Below are 15027 nucleotides of genomic sequence, written 5' to 3' on the forward strand. Positions count from 1 at the left end.
CAGCAGTGCATCTCAAACAAAAACAATGAAGGAGGAGAAGATGAAACATATCATGTCATTTGGAATTCTGGCTTCCACCGTGCTGGCCTTCGCCTCGCCGGTGCTTGCCCAGACGGTGTTCGTGTCCACCCAGCTTCGCCCGATCGAGGAGGCGACGGTTGTGCGCGAGGAACTCCTGAAGGACGTCGGCGCGGTTGATTACGTGGTCGAAGAGCCGCCGCAGTTTGCTGTCCGCATGGAAGCCGAGCGCCAGGCCGGCAAGCGCGCCGTCAGCCTCGTCGGCGCGCTGCATGGCGAGCTTTCGCCGCTCGCCGACAAGGACACGCTCGAACCGCTCGACGATCTCGCCAAGAAGCTGGCAGCGAGCGGCATGCCGCAGTCGCTGCTCGATCTCGGCAAGCTCGGCAAGTCCACCCAGCAGTACATTCCGTGGATGCAGGCGACCTATGTGATGGCCGCCAAAAAGGAGGCGCTGCAATACCTGCCTGATGGCGCCGACGTAAACGCGCTGAACTACGATCAGCTGATCGCGTGGGGCAAGAATATGCAGGAGGCGACCGGCCAGCCGCAGATCGGCTTCCCGGCCGGCCCGAAGGGGCTGATGGCGCGTTACTTCCAGGGCTATTTCTATCCATCCTTCACAGGGGGTGTCGTGCGCACCTTCCAAAGTGCGGACGCCGCGGCCGGCTGGGAGAAGCTGAAGGCGCTATGGACCTATGTGACACCGAACTCGACCAGCTACGACTTCATGCAGGAGCCGCTGGCTGCCGGCGAAGTCATGGTCGCCTGGGACCATATCGCCCGACTGAAGAATGCCATTTCCGCCGCACCGGATGATTATGTGGTCTTCCCCGCTCCCGCGGGTCCCAAGGGCCGCGGCTACATGCCAGTCGTTGCTGGTCTCGCCATTCCGAAGGGCGCGCCTGACAAGGCCGGCGCAGAAAAAATCATCGAGCACCTTTCCATGCCGGAGACGCAGTTGCTGACCGCCTCCAAGGTCGGCTTCTTCCCAACCCTCAGCGTCAAGCTGCCGCCGGATCTCGATGCCGGCGTCGCGCTGCTCGCCGGGGCGGTCACGGCCACCCAGGCTTCCAAGGACGCGGTCATCTCGCTGCTGCCGGTCGGCCTCGGCGACAAGGGCGGCGAATTCAACAAGGTCTACATGGACAGTTTTCAGCGCATCGTGCTGCAGAACGAGCCCGTCGCAGACGTGCTGAAGGCCCAGGGCGCCACGATGGCCAAGCTGATGACCGACACAAAGGCTGCCTGCTGGGCTCCCGATGCCAAGAGCGACGGCCCCTGCCCGGTCGAATAAATCCGCCCGCGACGCGTCCGGGCGAAATGCCCGGGCGCTCTTTCAACCCTCTGCTCGTCGAGGCGGAAGCCGATGACCAATAGCCGACCTTGGATCCCCTATCTGCTGATCCTGCCATCCGTCGCCTTTCTGGCGCTGCTGTTCGTCGTGCCGCTGGTGCAGACGATCTGGCTGGCGGTTTCGGACAATGGCGCGCCGTCGCTGGCGAATGCCGAGCGCATGGTCACCGACATCAATTTCACCCGCTCCGTGAAGAACACCTTCCTGCTGACGATCGCGGTCGTGCCGGTGCAGATCGCCATTGCGCTTGCCATGGGCACGATGGTCGCCAAAGTCGGCCGCGGCCGCGAGACGATCCTCTGGATCTGGACAATCCCGCTCGGCATTTCCGATCTCGCCGCCGGTCTCGTCTGGCTGTCGATCCTGCAGAATACCGGCTATCTGAATTCGCTGCTCTTCGGCCTCGGCATCATCGGCAGGCAGGCAAGCTGGCTTTCCTACCAGACGCCGGTCGCGCTCTTCATCGCCATTGCGGTTGCCGAAATCTGGCGCGGCACGGCCATCGTCATGGTCATCATCGTCGCCGGCCTGAACCAGGTGCCGAAGGAATTCAAAGAAGCCGCCGAAATCTTCGGGGCTGGTCCGTGGACGCGCTTCTGGCGCATCACCCTGCCGCTGATCCGCCCCGCCCTGCAATCGGCGCTGATCCTGCGCACCGTGCTCGCCTTCGAGGTCTTCGCGGTGGTCTATGCGCTCGGCGGGCGCAATTTCCCGGTCCTCGTCGGTGAGGCCTACAACTGGCAGAACCAGAACCAGAACTACAGCGTCGCTGCCGCCTATGCGGTGCTGATCATGATCATCTCGCTCGCCGCCACGCTCATCTATCTGAAGGCCTTGAAGGTCGATCCGGAGCGCCTGCCATGACCACGGACACCATCAGCGCGGCCGCAGACACACCCAAAGCCGCCGGCTTCATCTCTTCACGCCGCTGGCTGCTCTGGAGCGGCATTGCCGCACTCTGCGCCTGGGTGCTGGTGCCGATCTATCTGGTGGCGCTCGGCGCACTCGGCGGTCGCCAGGGCGTCTATGTCTGGCCGAAGACCGGCCTTCCCACCGGTCTATCCCTCGAGCCCTTTTTTCTCTTCCTGAAGACCGAAGGCGTCGTCCAGTCCTTCCTCAATTCGTTGGGTGCGGCCGGCATTACGGTGGCGCTTTCGATCCTGCTCGGCGCGCCGGCCGGTTACGCCCTCGCCCGCTACGATTTCCGCGGCAAGGACAGTTACCGCCTTCTGGTGCTGCTGACCCGCGCCTTCCCGCTGGCAATCCTGGCGCTGCCGCTGACCGTCTCCTTCATCCGGCTCGGCCTCTACGATACGATCATCGGCGTCGGCCTCATTCATACGGTCCTGGCGCTTCCGTTCGCCGCGCTCGTCACCCAGGGCATTTTCCTCGGCGTGTCCAGAGAGTTGGAAGAAGCCGCCTGGGTGTTCGGCTGCACCCGCATCCAGGCCTTCTTCAAGGTGGTCGCGCCCCTGGCTTTGCCCGGCATCGTCGCGACAGCGGTCTTTGCCTTCGTCATCTCGTGGAACGAGGTCTTTGCCGCGTCGGTGCTGACGGTGCGCAACCGCACGCTGACCGCCTACCTGCTGACGGTGCTCTCGGAAAGCCCGATGCACTACCGCTTTGCCGGCGGCCTGATGCTCATCCTTCCCTCGGTTGTCTTCATCTTCGCGGTCAGGCGTTACCTCTTCGCGATCTGGGGCATTTCCTCCAAATAACGGGACCATCGACATGGCCAATATTGTCATCGACCGCATCCGCAAAAGCTTCGGAGCCTTCCAGGCGCTGAAAGAGGTCTCGCTGACGATCAACGACGGCGAATTCGTCTCGCTGCTCGGTCCGTCCGGCTGCGGCAAGACCACGCTGCTGCGCATCATCGCCGGCCTCGAGACCGCAACCTCAGGCGATGTCCGTATCGGCGACAAGTCGGTGATCGGCTTGCCTCCCAAGGATCGCGGCCTGGCGATGGTCTTCCAGAACTACGCCGTCTTTCCGCATATGACGGTCTATGAGAACGTCGCCTTCGGGCTGCGGATGCAGAAGGCCGACGACACCAGGGTGAAGGCGCAGGTCGAAAAGGCCGCCGGCCTGTTGCATATCGAGCAATATCTCGACCGCTACCCGAACAAGCTTTCCGGCGGCCAGCGCCAGCGCGTCGCGGTCGCTCGTGCCGTTGCCGTCGAACCGAAGGTTCTCCTGATGGACGAACCGCTTTCGAACCTCGATGCGCTGCTCCGCCTCGAAATGCGCACGGAACTCAAGACCGTGCTGCAATCGGCGGGAACCACGACGATCTACGTCACCCACGACCAGACCGAAGCCATGGGCCTTTCCGACCGCATCGCCGTCATGCATGGCGGCGTGGTCGAACAGGTCGGCCATCCGGTCGAGATCTACAATCACCCGGCAACACGTTTCGTCGGCGGTTTTATCGGCAATCCGCCGATGAACTTCATCAAGGTGCCGGTTTCGAACGGCCAGGTGGCAGCAGGGTCCGATCGGCTTGCGGCGCCGGGGGAATCCGGCAATGAAGTCATCCTTGGTCTGCGTGGCGAGGCCGTCGAACTCGCGCCGTTGCCGCAGGGTCTCGAAATGAGAGTGCGCGTTGCCGAGCCGATGGGCTCGCACCTGCTTCTGACCGGTTCGATCCACGATCAGCCGGTCCGCGTCATCCTGCCGGCCTCTGAATCCGTAAAGAGCGGCGAGACGATTGGCCTGAAGCTCGACCAGAAGCGCATCACCTGGCTTTCGCCCGAAAGCGGCAAGTCGTTTCCGGCCTTATTGGCCTGAGAATACCGGAGTTCCCGAAATGAACATGCATGTCGACCAAGCCAAGCGCATCCTCGCCGCCAACGATCGCGGCGGCTATACGGTGCCGACCGACCGGCTCTACCCTTTCCAGTGGAACTGGGATTCCGCCTTCGTCGCCATGGGCTTCGCGCTCTACGACACCGACCGCGCCTATCGCGAGCTGGAGCGGCTGGTCGAGGGCCAGTGGGCGGACGGGATGATCCCGCATATCGTCTTCCACGCGCCAAGCGAAACCTATTTTCCCGGACCGGATGTCTGGCGCACGAAGCACACGATCGCGACCTCCGGCATAACCCAGCCGCCGGTCTTTGCGATCGCACTGCGCAAACTGCATGAAGCCGCCGGCAAGGGTGCCGAAGCCCGTACCCTGCCACTTTACGAAGCGGCGCTGAAATGGCACCGCTGGTGGTATTCCGCCCGCGATCCCGATGGCACCGGCCTGGTCGCGCTGCTGCATCCCTGGGAAAGCGGCAGCGACAATTCTCCCGCCTGGGACATCGCGCTCGCTCGTGTACCCACCACCACCGATACCCCTGTCGTGCGCAAGGATACCGGCCATGTCGATGCCGACATGCGTCCGCGCGACGAGGATTACCGCCGCTTCATTCATCTGGTCGATACCTATGCCGCCTGCGGCTGGGATCCGGCGAAACAATGGGAAAAGGCGTCCTTCAAGGTCGCCGAGATCCAGACGACCGCTATCCTGCTCAAGGCCGGCGAAGACCTCGAGCACCTTGCCCGGCTGTTCGACCGGACCGAGGATGCGATCGAGATCGCTGCCTTCAACAACCGCACTCGCAAGGCGATCATGGCCCAATGGCGGCCGGACCTCGCGCGCTTCGTCTCTCGAGACTTGATCTCGGGAGAAGATGTCGAAGCGGCGACGCAAGCCGGTTTCATCCCCCTCCTCTCGCTGGATCTCGACAAGCAGATTGCCGACGCGCTGGTTGCGGAAATGAAGGCCTGGTCGAAGGATCTCAAGGTCGCCTTTCCGACGACGAAGCCGGGCATCGCCAGCTGGGAGCCGAAGCGTTACTGGCGCGGTCCCGCCTGGGCAATCATCAACTGGCTTCTGATCGACGGACTGAAGCGCAACGGCCACACGGCTGTCGCCGAAAAGCTGCGGCAATCCACGATCACAGCGATCGAAACGGAAGGTTTTGCCGAATATTTCGACCCGGTCACCGGCCAAGGCTGCGGTGGCCTCGGCTTTTCCTGGACGGCTGCCGCCTATCTGTGGCTTGAGCGACGCGTCGACGTCGCCTGAGCATCGATCTCGATCAATCCGGCTGCCATGGCTGCATGGTCAGCACGTTTCCGCCAAGCTTGGCGAAGGCGCGTTGGCGACAGGAGAAGACGAGGATCTGCTGGTCGCGGGATTGGCGGTGCAGCGCATCGAACATCCGCTCGATCCGGTCGTCGTCGGAATAAACAAGCGCATCGTCGAGGATGACAGGCGCCGGCCGGCCGTCGCGGGCAAGCAGCCGGGCGAATGCAAGGCGGGTCAGCACCGAGAGCTGCTCCCGCATGCCGCCGCTCAACCGATCGACATCCTCGTCCTGGCCGTTGCGGCGCACGATCTGCGGTAGCAGCGTGTCGCCGTCGAAGGTGATCGAGATATCGTCGAACAGCAGGCCGAGCAGCGGGGCGAGTTCGTTCATGACCGGCTTGAGATAGAGGTCGCGCGCCGCCGCCCGCGTCGCCGTCAGCGCCTTGCGCAGGCGATCGAGCACCCCGACCTCCGTCTCGAAACGCTTCACCTGTTCGCGCGCCGCTGCAAGCAAATCCCGGCTTTCCAACCAGTTTTCTTCCACCGCGCTGTCCGAGCGGGTGCGGATCTGACCGCCGAGATCGGCAAGCTCCTCGCGAAGCCTGGCAATTTCGCGTCCTGCGGCGTCGGCAACCGAGCGCGCCCGGGCAAGGGCGGCCTCTGCGCCTGCGAGGTCCCGCGCTGTCCGGCGCAAAGGTCCGGCCCGGAGCTCGACCGCATCGAACTGCTCTTTGGCGCTGGACAATTTTACGGCAAGGTCCTGTTGCACGGCATTTCGGCCGGCTTCGGGACCGATGATCGCCTCGATGGCCTCGAGTTCCTGACCAAGCCTGGCGTGCTCTGTCTGCGCGCGCAATATCGCCTCGCCGGCCTCGGCGCGCATCACCGATGCCTCCCGCGCCCGGTTCCGCGCCAGTTCGATGCGCCGCGTCGCATCCGCGAGACGGGCGCGCACCTCTTCCGGGTCGGCGTCGAGTTCGATCGGACCCTGGCTGAGTTCGGCAAATCGGGCGGCGTCGAGGTGAAGGGCGTCGATGCCCTTCGGGGCGAGATCGGCGAGCCGCTGGCGCGCCCGCACCAGCTCCTCGTGTTTGCTCCGCGCGGCAATGTCGCGCTGCCGCGCCGCGAGCAGACTGTCGACACCGAGCTTGGCAAGCAATGTTTGGCGGGCGGATTGCGCGGTCTCCAGCGCTCCGTCCTGCTCAACCTGCCGGCTGGAATGAATGGTCAGGGTGCCGACGCCTGCTATGTCGAGCCTCGCCATTCCGGCAAAGCTTTTATCCTCGCCCCCAGGCAAAGGCTGGTGGTCCATGCTCACCGATCCGGAGGCGTCTTTCAGGTAGTCGATCCGGAGCGTGGGAAGGTCGACTTCGGCGGCTGCGCGCAGGCCAACGATCTTGAGATCCAGCGCTTCGAGCCGTTCGATCCCATCGGCTGGAATGGCGAGCAAGGCATGCGCCGCCTCCCCGTCCTCGATCTGCTGCCGCGCCGCTTCCGCCTGTTCGAGACGCAGACGAACCTCGGCCAGACGCTCGGCGGCGTGGCGCGAACGCAGCGCCGCCTCCAGCCGCGCGAGTAATTCGCGGTTGACCCGCTCGTCTTCTTCGGCCGCCTGCACCTCCGCCGTTGCGGCCTCGCTTTCAACTAGCGATGCCGTGCGTCGCTCGGCTGCACTGGAAAGCTCGTTCTCCGCCAAGGCGAAACGCCGCGCGAGTTCGCCGCTGCGGTTCAATGCGGCCTGGAAGCGCTCATATGCCTGCTGCGCCTCCTCGCGGCGGCTGGCGGCCAAGGCAGCCTCGGCATCGAGCGCCTTGAGTTCCCTCTCGTGCAGCTTGGCGGCTTCAAGCACCGCCTCGGCATTGGCAATCGCCGCCTTCCGGCCGGCCTCCTCGTCCGGATTTTCCAGCTCGTTCAGTCTCGCCTGCACTGAGCGGCGGCGGTCGAGCGCGCCGTGCAGCATCTCCACCTCCTTGGCCAGCCGCGCCTCCTCCTCCTGCAGCCGGTCACGCTCCTCGAGAGCGGCGGCAAAGCGGCCTCCGGTCTTCGGCCGGAGCGTCGCGGTGACCAGGCGATTGAGTTCTTCCTCACAGGCTTCAAGCACCGCCGACATGCGCCGTCCGCCGGTCAGCGCCTCCACTTCGCCCTGCACCGACGACAGCAGGCTTTCGCGGACCCGCTTGTCGTTCTCTTCCTCGCTCTTGCTGCGATTTTCGATGCCAGTGACACCCTGGCGCACCCAGAGCAGACCTGCCGGACCCGACGTTCCGCCGGAAATGAGATCGCCGATGAAAGCCTCGGCTTCGTCGGCCTGGGCGACGAGCCGACCGCTGCCGAGATCGGTGACGCTGGCGCGCCGTCCGCCATAGAATTGCTTGGTCAGGCGGTAGCGGCCGGCGTCGATCGTGATATCGGCCTCGACGATCGGATTGCCGCCGCTATAGGGACGCAGCATCTGCACGTTCTTTGGCGTGCCGCTGTGCGGCTGGAAAAACAGGGCATGCAGCGCCTCGAAACAGGTTGATTTGCCATGTTCGTTGGCGGCGCTCAGCACATTGACGCCGTCGGTGATTCCTTCGACTGATATGCCGCGGCCGGCAAAGCGTTTGACATTGTGGAGGCGAAGGGCGGTCAGTTTCATCGATCGATCGCCTCGCAATAAGAAAACAGCCGGATCAATGCTTGACGCGCCACGGCCCTGTCGTCGCCGGAACGGGCCTCGTCGAGGCTCTCGGCAAGCAGCAAGTCCGCAGCATCGCGCAGCGCACCGGCTCGGTCGATAGTCTCGAGATCATCGCTCTCGCAATCGGTCCCTAGGAGGTCGGTATCGATCTCCAGATGTGCAAATTCCGGCGCGACCTGCTCCAGCAGGCTGATCATTGCCGTCCGCCCGTTCAACCGGGCACGGCCAGACAGCGCGACGCGCAACAGGGTTTGTCGCCGCGCGAACGGTTCCGGCAATGCGGCCTTCAGCGCTTCAACACCGTCTTCCGATGCCAGCAGAGGAAGGTGCAATGTCTGCCAGGAAAAGCTGGCGGTCGTCACCGCCGTCGTTGTCGGCATCGCCCCCTGTCCGGCAATGGAAACGACCATCGCCTGCCCTGGCCGGTCATGCTTGAAACGGTCCGGCTCGGGAGCGCCGCTGTAGTATGTTCTGGCGTCCACCGTTACCGATCCGTGCCAATCGCCAAGCGCCATATAGTCGAGGCCGGCCAGCGCCGCGCGGTTCGGCGCAATCACGTTCGTGGCCGTGGCATCCTCCGAAAATTCCTGGATAGGGCCATGGGCGAGGCCGATGCGGATAGCGCCGTCCGGCGTGGCGGCACCCGTCATCCATTCGGTCAGGTCGCGGCCCGGCCTCCTGGTCGTGCAAGGCGCCGGCAGCAGGACGGCGTCAGGTCCAAGCGCAAGGGGTGCTGCTTCCGTCGCCAGAATGACATTGTCGGGCAACACGCCGCGCGCCGCGCTCCAGAGCTGGTCCGCCAGCAGCGAATCGTGATTGCCCGGAAGCAGGACCCAGCGCAGCGGCGTATTCCGGGCCATCTCGCCAAGCGCCTGCCGAAGCACGGCGGGTGTCGGCGTCTCGGTATCGAATGTATCGCCCGCCAGCAGGACAACGCCCGCCCCATGCTCTCGCGCCGCATTGGCAAGCCTGGTGATCACGCCATGCCGGGCCTCACGCAGGCGCCCTCTCAAATCCTCCGGAAGATTGCCAAATCGCTTGCCAATATGAAGGTCCGAACTGTGCAGAAAGGAAAACATTAGCCAGCCATGTCTACGATGTGCCGCGAGCTTCCGAGCATGGCCAAGGGCTTCGCCCGCAGCGTCGTGATTCCGTTGTTCAGGGACAGACCATGCCTCCCGATAACTGGCGAGGCAAGCTTATCCTGGACAAACGCACTGTTATCCAATGCTTGTCTAACTCTCAGCGATATACGACATCGCATTGCCCAGCCGCCACCGTCCCTTGTCCGCTATTGTCAGCTGCCAACAGCGACGGAATGCCGGCGTTGAGGAACCTGGTCGAACACCACCAGCGCTCAGCTCACCTGCTCGTCCTGCCAGGAATCGAACGTTGCCGCCTGACCGTGACGGCGTCCGTTGCGGTCGACGAGATTCCAGACGATGGCTTTCTCGATATAGAAACGCCGCCCTGACTTGGCGATGCGAAGTCCGCGGTAGTCGGCGATAAAGCCGTTGGCTGCCACGACATTCAGCAATCTCTCGCGCTCCGCACGGTCCGGCGCCTCTGCGGAAAGACGCGACGGCAAAGTGATGAACTCGTCCCATGAATATTCAAAGCAGGCCTGGGCCGCACGGTTGGCGTAGATGAAGCGTGGATCGGCTTCGGTGTTGTGAGCAAGGACCACGGCCGGCGACGTGTGGTAAAGCCATTCGGCCCCTTGGCCCTCCGGCGCCAGGCGGCGTCCCACGCTTCGTTCGAAGCTTTCCGCCATCAGGGCGTAAAATTCGAGATCGCAGGACAAGTCGAGTCCGGCGTCGTGATAGTTGGCAATCATGCTGCGCATCCTGGATTGCGACGAGAGATCCTGAAGGGAAGTTCTCGCATGAAAAGGGACTAGGAAATCCTTTCGCGCTACAAAAAAGTGCAAGCTCCAAATGGGACGCCGTAAAAGCTGGGCATCCGGGATTTCAGGTGTCGTCCCGGAGGTAACGCTCCGCGAGCCTTGCCCACATTGCCGCACCGACCGTCAGGCTGGCATCGGCGAAGTCATATTTGGGGCTATGCAGAATGGCGGAATTCATGCCGTTGCCGAGGCGCAGGAAGCTGCCCGGCTTGTGCTCGAGAAAGTGTGAAAAATCCTCGCTGCCGGGAATGAGCGGGCAGGTCGCGACCTTGTCTTCGCCGATCAATTCTCCAGCGACGATGCGGGCAAAATCCGTCTCGGCAGGCGAGTTGACGACGACAGGATTGCCGCGATCATAGTCGATGTCGATCGAAGCACCGTGACCCTCGGCCACCGAGTGGGCAAGCTTGGTGATGCGCTCCTGTAAGAGATCGCGAATGCCAGGCTCGAAGGAGCGCACGCTCAAGGCGAGCTTGGCATATTCCGGAATGACGTTGACGGCATCGCCGGCATGGATGGTGCCGACGGTGATGACCGCCGTCTGGGTTGGATCGAGGTTGCGCGAGATGACCGTCTGCAGCGAGACGACGAGGTTGCACGCCACGACCACCGGATCGATGGTCAGGTGCGGCCGTGAGGCATGGCCGCCTTTGCCCTTGATGGTAATCTCGACGGTATCGGACGCCGCCATCATCGGGCCGGATCGCAGCAGGATGGTGCCTTCAGGAGCGCCGGGGTGGTTGTGCAGGCCAAAGATGGCGTCGAACGGAAACCGCTCGAACAGGCCGTCGGCGATCATCGCCTGGGCGCCGCTATTCTTGCCCGCCTCTTCTGCCGGCTGGAAAATCAGCGTCACCGTGCCGTTGAAGCGACGGGTGCGGGCAAGATATTCGGCGGCCCCAAGCAGCACGGTGGTGTGGCCGTCATGGCCGCAGGCATGCATCTTGCCTGGCGTGCTGCTGGCATAGGGAAGTCCGGTTGCCTCGATGATCGGCAATGCATCCATATCGGCGCGAATGGCGATGCCCTTGTTACCCCGGCCGGCGCTGAGCCGCGCGACGACGCCATGGCCACCGACATTGCGGGTCACATCATAACCCCAGCCTTCCAGCTTTTCCGCGACATAACGCGCCGTTTCCGCCTCTTCGAAGGAGAGTTCCGGATGGGCATGCAGGTACTGGCGGGTCGCCTTCAACTCCGCTTCCATGGCTTCGAAATCGGAAAGGCGGGCATAGGCATTGTCGAGCGTGGGCATGAAAACATCCAGTATTGATCGAAAGAACCGTTGCTCCGGCCCGAGGGTCGAAGCAACCGACTGATATCGCTCAGAGAAAACGGGCGAGAAAGGCCTGGGTCCGGGGATGTTGCGGATTGCCGATGACATCCTCGGGGTTGCCCATCTCGACGACATTGCCGCCGTCCATGAACACCACCCGATCGGCCGCCTCGCGGGCGAAACCGATCTCGTGGGTAACGACGATCATGGTCAGGCCCTGTTTGGCGAGATCGCGCATGGTGGACAGGACTTCGCCGACGAGCTCCGGGTCGAGCGCAGAGGTGGGTTCGTCGAACAGCATCAGCTTCGGCTTGATCGCAAGGGCGCGGGCGATGGCGACGCGCTGCTGCTGACCGCCGGAGAGCTGGCGGGGATAGCTCCCCGCCTTTTCCGCCAGGCCGACCCGCTCCAAAAGCCGCATGGCGTTCTCGGTCGCGGCCTTGCGGCTTTCTCCGTGCACGCCGACCGGGGCCTCGATGATGTTCTGCAGCACCGTCATATGCGGATAGAGATTGAACTGCTGGAACACCATGCCGATCTTGCGCCGCTGATGAGCGATCCTGTTGCTGGACAGCTTTTCCAGCCGGTCCTTGCGCAGGCGATAGCCGATCTGTTCGCCATCGACTTCGATGAACCCCTTATTGATCGCTTCGAGATGGTTGATGCAGCGCAGGAAGGTCGATTTTCCCGAGCCGGACGGGCCGAGCACGACGACCACTTCACCCGGCATGACGTCGAGGTCGATCCCCTTCAACACTTCGAGCTGGTCGAAGGACTTGTGGACGTTGCGGGCTCTGACGAGCGGCTTTGCAATCGCGGCGGCGGTCAATGGCTTGCCTCCTCGACAAGGGTCTCGGATTTGGCGGTGACGGCATTGTTGCGCCGTTCGCTACGGCCGTAATAGGCCTCGATATAGCTCTGGCCGAGATTGAGGATCGAGGTGATGAACAGGTACCAGAGGACCGCGACGAGCAGCATCGGCACGATCTCGAAGGTGCGATTGTAGATCGACTGGACGGAATAGAGCAGATCGGCCATGGCGATGACGCTGACGAGCGAGGTCGCCTTGATCATGCTGATCAGCTGGTTGCCCGTCGGCGGCACGATCGAGCGCATCGCCTGCGGAATGATGATCCGCCACAGCGCCCTGCCCTTGGTCATGCCGAAGGCTTCCGCCGTCTCGAACTGGCCGCGATCGACCGAGAGCAGGCCGCCGCGAATGATCTCGGCCATATAGGCCGCTTCGTTCAAGGCAAGACCGACGATCGCCGCCGTCATCGGCGTGATCACCGAGTTCGTCTCCCAGCTCGCCAGCGTCGGGCCGAATGGAATGGCGATCGAAAGTTCGGGAAAAAGGGTCGAGAGATTGTACCAGAAGATCAGCTGCACCAAGAGCGGCGTGCCGCGAAAGAACCAGATGAACAGCGATGCCAGCGACCTTGCGAGCCGGTCGTTCGACAGCCGGGCGATCGCCAGCCCGAGGCCGAGAACGATGCCGATGGCCATTGCGATCACAGTCAGGCCCAGGCTGACGTAGAGGCCACTGATGACAGTCGGATCGAAGAAGTAGGCCGCGACGACGGGCCAGCCGAAATTCTCGTTATGGGCGACGATCCACAGGAAGTTCGCGGCAATGAGGAGCACGGCCATCCATAGGACGAGCCGACCCGTTCGAAAGGGCTTGTGGGCGTGCGCAACGTCCCGGAAGTCCGCACCGCCCGAAGGCGATGCGGCAGTCACGCCGTGATTGCTCATTTCGGCAGGGCTCCACCAAGATTGAGGCCGGGCTGCTTGATCATGTTGTTCTCAAGACCCCACTTCTTCATGATGGCGGCATAGGTGCCGTTATCCATCAACGCCTTGATCGAGTCGAGCAGAACGGGGCCGAGCGGCGAGCCTTTCGGCACGACGGCACCCTGGTAGAGATCGTCGAAGCCGTTCTTCTGGCCGACGCCGCTCAGTTCCAGCTGGCCGTTTGCCTGAGACACGAAATAGGTCAATGGTGCCTGCGACGAGAAGAAGGCATCGGCGCGTTTGGAGCGGACCGCCAGGATCGAGCTCGGCTGGTCCGTATAGGACTGCACTTCGGGCGCGGGTTTGCCCGCCGTCTTGCACTTTTCGACCTGAGCCTGGATCACCTTTTCGGCGGAGCCGCCGGCCATGACGGCGATGCGATTGCCGCAGGCGCTGTCGAGCGAAGCGATGGCCTTCGGATTGCCTTTCTGGACGGAGAAGACCACGTATTCCTGAACCCAGTCGACGAAGTCATTGGCCTCTTCACGGGTCTTGAAGTCACCGATCGGGCCGAAGGCGAACTGGTATCGGCCGGAATTGATGCCGGCGAGCAATGCGGTCAGTCCGCTGACGGTTTCGTGCTCGATCGTGACGCCGAGCATCTGGCCGATCGCATCGGTCAGATCGGCGCTGGCGCCGGTCAGTTCCGTGCCGGTGACGATCTCATAGGGAGGAAAGGAACCGTTGTTGACGGAGATCATCTTGCCGTCCGTGCGGATCTTCTCCGGCAGGCGGGCGCGAAGCGCGTCGTTGACGGTCTGCTTGGCAACGGCGGACTCCTCGGCGAAGACCGACGTCGTCATCATCAAGCCCATCAGGGCGGCGGAAGCGATCAGTTTCGAATGCATGTCATTCCCCTTTTTGGTTTTGCGAAAATAGTGATTCAACGTCGAGGCCTGTGAGGAGTTTCGCTGGCCTCGTTCACCGGACCTTGGCGTGCCACGGAAACAGCTCGGCCGGCGTCAAACGGCGCGGCATGATCTTCTGTTCGTAAAGTTCCTCGGCAAAGTCGGCGATCATCGCCTCGTTCTCGGCAAACCCGCTGACGTTCCAGCTTGGCGGCAGGTCGGCCGCGCAGCGGCGCAATTCGTCGATCATCCAGGGCGTGGTGTCGGCATATTTCTCACGCTTCTCCAGCCAGAGACGCTGGGACTCGTCGATCAGCCCGCTGAGTTCATCCATGATCCAGGGATGCTCCCTGACGATATCAGCCTTGAAGCCGATCAGATGCATGCCCGGGACGTAACCGACCTCGTGGAAGTAGGCGACTTCAGCGGCGCGGAAATCATCCAGCACCTGGCGCAGGGGCGATTCCTGATCGAAAAAACCCTTCGGCATGAAAGGCGTGAAGACGGCATCCAGCCCGCCATCCAGCAAGAGATCGACCATCGGGCGCTCGCCGGGGGCCGCCTCGATGCGGCCGGGCCGTCCAAAGCCATCGAGCCGGTCGGCGATCGGATGGGCCTCCGTCAGGCGTCCGGCATACCACATGGCATCCTCGACTCCGACGCCTTCGCGGCGCAGCGCGGCCCGGGTCCATGTATTTCCGGAATCGCGCCAGCCAGTCACGCCGATCTTCTTGCCGGCCAAATCGGACAGCGTGCGGATCGGGCTGCCCTTGGCGGTGATGATGCAGCGATGGCGGAAGCCGCGCATGATGAAGTTCGGCATGCCGAATATCCGATCATCGCCGTCATGACGCATCTGCGAATAGCGGCTGAAGGACATTTCCGCGGCGTCATGAGCCTCGTCATCGCCAAGGCTGGAGACCAGCGTGCCGACGCGATCCACTTTGATGTCGAGACGGGACGAACTGACATCTCCGAGAACAAGCGGCGTCATGTAATCCCAGTCTCTGAGGGCGATGCGAAGCGTCACAGGCATGCAAAAACTCACTGAAATGGCTCGACGAGCG

At 63.1% G+C, this 15027-nt stretch carries 13 protein-coding genes; 5 read left to right on the top strand and 8 right to left on the bottom strand.

What is annotated here, in order from left to right; genetic code table 11:
• Window positions 1–40: 40 nt before the first annotated feature.
• The 5 genes from ACMUVN_RS09280 to ACMUVN_RS09300 all read left to right on the top strand — a co-directional run bounded on the left by ACMUVN_RS09280 (window position 41) and on the right by ACMUVN_RS09300 (window position 5453).
• Window positions 41–1315, top strand: coding sequence for an extracellular solute-binding protein (locus ACMUVN_RS09280; protein ID WP_025570079.1), 1275 nt, complete (start codon window positions 41–43; stop codon window positions 1313–1315).
• Window positions 1316–1387: 72 nt separating this feature from the next.
• Window positions 1388–2239 carry a carbohydrate ABC transporter permease gene (locus ACMUVN_RS09285; RefSeq protein ID WP_063475756.1) on the top strand — a complete coding sequence of 284 codons (852 nt, stop codon included), beginning with the start codon at window positions 1388–1390 and terminating at the stop codon, window positions 2237–2239.
• Window positions 2236–3093 (top strand): ABC transporter permease subunit, encoded by an 858-nt coding sequence (locus tag ACMUVN_RS09290; RefSeq protein WP_025570076.1) that lies wholly within the window; start codon window positions 2236–2238, stop codon window positions 3091–3093. The genes ACMUVN_RS09285 and ACMUVN_RS09290 overlap by 4 nt, the downstream gene beginning before the upstream one ends.
• 13 nt (window positions 3094–3106) lie before the next feature.
• Window positions 3107–4165: an ABC transporter ATP-binding protein gene (locus tag ACMUVN_RS09295; protein WP_414815032.1), complete on the top strand. Its 1059-nt coding sequence runs from the start codon at window positions 3107–3109 to the stop codon at window positions 4163–4165.
• Between the two features lie 19 nt (window positions 4166–4184).
• Window positions 4185–5453 (top strand): MGH1-like glycoside hydrolase domain-containing protein, encoded by a 1269-nt coding sequence (locus tag ACMUVN_RS09300; RefSeq protein WP_025570072.1) that lies wholly within the window; start codon window positions 4185–4187, stop codon window positions 5451–5453.
• Between the two features lie 13 nt (window positions 5454–5466).
• On the opposite strand, the gene ACMUVN_RS09305 is transcribed toward ACMUVN_RS09300, so the two are convergent.
• From ACMUVN_RS09305 to ACMUVN_RS09340, 8 genes are all read right to left on the bottom strand, one after another.
• Complete coding sequence (locus tag ACMUVN_RS09305; RefSeq protein ID WP_028757906.1) at window positions 5467–8094, bottom strand: AAA family ATPase; 2628 nt, start codon at window positions 8092–8094, stop codon at window positions 5467–5469.
• Window positions 8091–9215 carry a metallophosphoesterase family protein gene (locus ACMUVN_RS09310; RefSeq protein WP_028757907.1) on the bottom strand — a complete coding sequence of 375 codons (1125 nt, stop codon included), beginning with the start codon at window positions 9213–9215 and terminating at the stop codon, window positions 8091–8093. The genes ACMUVN_RS09305 and ACMUVN_RS09310 overlap by 4 nt, the downstream gene beginning before the upstream one ends.
• A gap of 278 nt (window positions 9216–9493) precedes the next feature.
• On the bottom strand, window positions 9494–9973 hold the full coding sequence (locus tag ACMUVN_RS09315) for an MEKHLA domain-containing protein (protein ID WP_028757908.1): 480 nt from the start codon (window positions 9971–9973) through the stop codon (window positions 9494–9496).
• Window positions 9974–10106: 133 nt separating this feature from the next.
• Window positions 10107–11297, bottom strand: a complete 1191-nt coding sequence (locus ACMUVN_RS09320) for a M20 aminoacylase family protein (RefSeq protein ID WP_028757909.1) — start codon at window positions 11295–11297, stop codon at window positions 10107–10109.
• A 70-nt stretch (window positions 11298–11367) separates the two neighbouring features.
• Entirely contained in the window at window positions 11368–12147 is a 780-nt protein-coding gene (locus ACMUVN_RS09325; protein WP_097542565.1) for an amino acid ABC transporter ATP-binding protein, read from the bottom strand.
• On the bottom strand, window positions 12144–13073 hold the full coding sequence (locus ACMUVN_RS09330) for an amino acid ABC transporter permease (protein WP_097542564.1): 930 nt from the start codon (window positions 13071–13073) through the stop codon (window positions 12144–12146). Before ACMUVN_RS09330 ends, ACMUVN_RS09325 begins: the two co-directional genes overlap by 4 nt.
• Window positions 13070–13960: an ABC transporter substrate-binding protein gene (locus ACMUVN_RS09335; RefSeq protein ID WP_047612092.1), complete on the bottom strand. Its 891-nt coding sequence runs from the start codon at window positions 13958–13960 to the stop codon at window positions 13070–13072. Before ACMUVN_RS09335 ends, ACMUVN_RS09330 begins: the two co-directional genes overlap by 4 nt.
• 73 nt (window positions 13961–14033) lie before the next feature.
• Window positions 14034–14996: a nitrate ABC transporter substrate-binding protein gene (locus ACMUVN_RS09340; RefSeq protein ID WP_028758887.1), complete on the bottom strand. Its 963-nt coding sequence runs from the start codon at window positions 14994–14996 to the stop codon at window positions 14034–14036.
• Between the last annotated feature and the right edge of the window lie 31 nt (window positions 14997–15027).

The organism is Rhizobium sp. IY2, assembly GCF_047532935.1.
GTDB lineage: Bacteria > Pseudomonadota > Alphaproteobacteria > Rhizobiales > Rhizobiaceae > Rhizobium > Rhizobium anhuiense.

Coding starts and splice junctions, on each gene's coding strand:
- ACMUVN_RS09280 (WP_025570079.1), top strand. CDS start 41: ATGAAACATATCATGTCATTTGGAATTCTGGCTTCCACCGTGCTGGCC.
- ACMUVN_RS09285 (WP_063475756.1), top strand. CDS start 1,388: ATGACCAATAGCCGACCTTGGATCCCCTATCTGCTGATCCTGCCATCC.
- ACMUVN_RS09290 (WP_025570076.1), top strand. CDS start 2,236: ATGACCACGGACACCATCAGCGCGGCCGCAGACACACCCAAAGCCGCC.
- ACMUVN_RS09295 (WP_414815032.1), top strand. CDS start 3,107: ATGGCCAATATTGTCATCGACCGCATCCGCAAAAGCTTCGGAGCCTTC.
- ACMUVN_RS09300 (WP_025570072.1), top strand. CDS start 4,185: ATGAACATGCATGTCGACCAAGCCAAGCGCATCCTCGCCGCCAACGAT.
- ACMUVN_RS09305 (WP_028757906.1), bottom strand. CDS start 8,094: ATGAAACTGACCGCCCTTCGCCTCCACAATGTCAAACGCTTTGCCGGC.
- ACMUVN_RS09310 (WP_028757907.1), bottom strand. CDS start 9,215: ATGTTTTCCTTTCTGCACAGTTCGGACCTTCATATTGGCAAGCGATTT.
- ACMUVN_RS09315 (WP_028757908.1), bottom strand. CDS start 9,973: ATGATTGCCAACTATCACGACGCCGGACTCGACTTGTCCTGCGATCTC.
- ACMUVN_RS09320 (WP_028757909.1), bottom strand. CDS start 11,297: ATGCCCACGCTCGACAATGCCTATGCCCGCCTTTCCGATTTCGAAGCC.
- ACMUVN_RS09330 (WP_097542564.1), bottom strand. CDS start 13,073: ATGAGCAATCACGGCGTGACTGCCGCATCGCCTTCGGGCGGTGCGGAC.
- ACMUVN_RS09335 (WP_047612092.1), bottom strand. CDS start 13,960: ATGCATTCGAAACTGATCGCTTCCGCCGCCCTGATGGGCTTGATGATG.
- ACMUVN_RS09340 (WP_028758887.1), bottom strand. CDS start 14,996: ATGCCTGTGACGCTTCGCATCGCCCTCAGAGACTGGGATTACATGACG.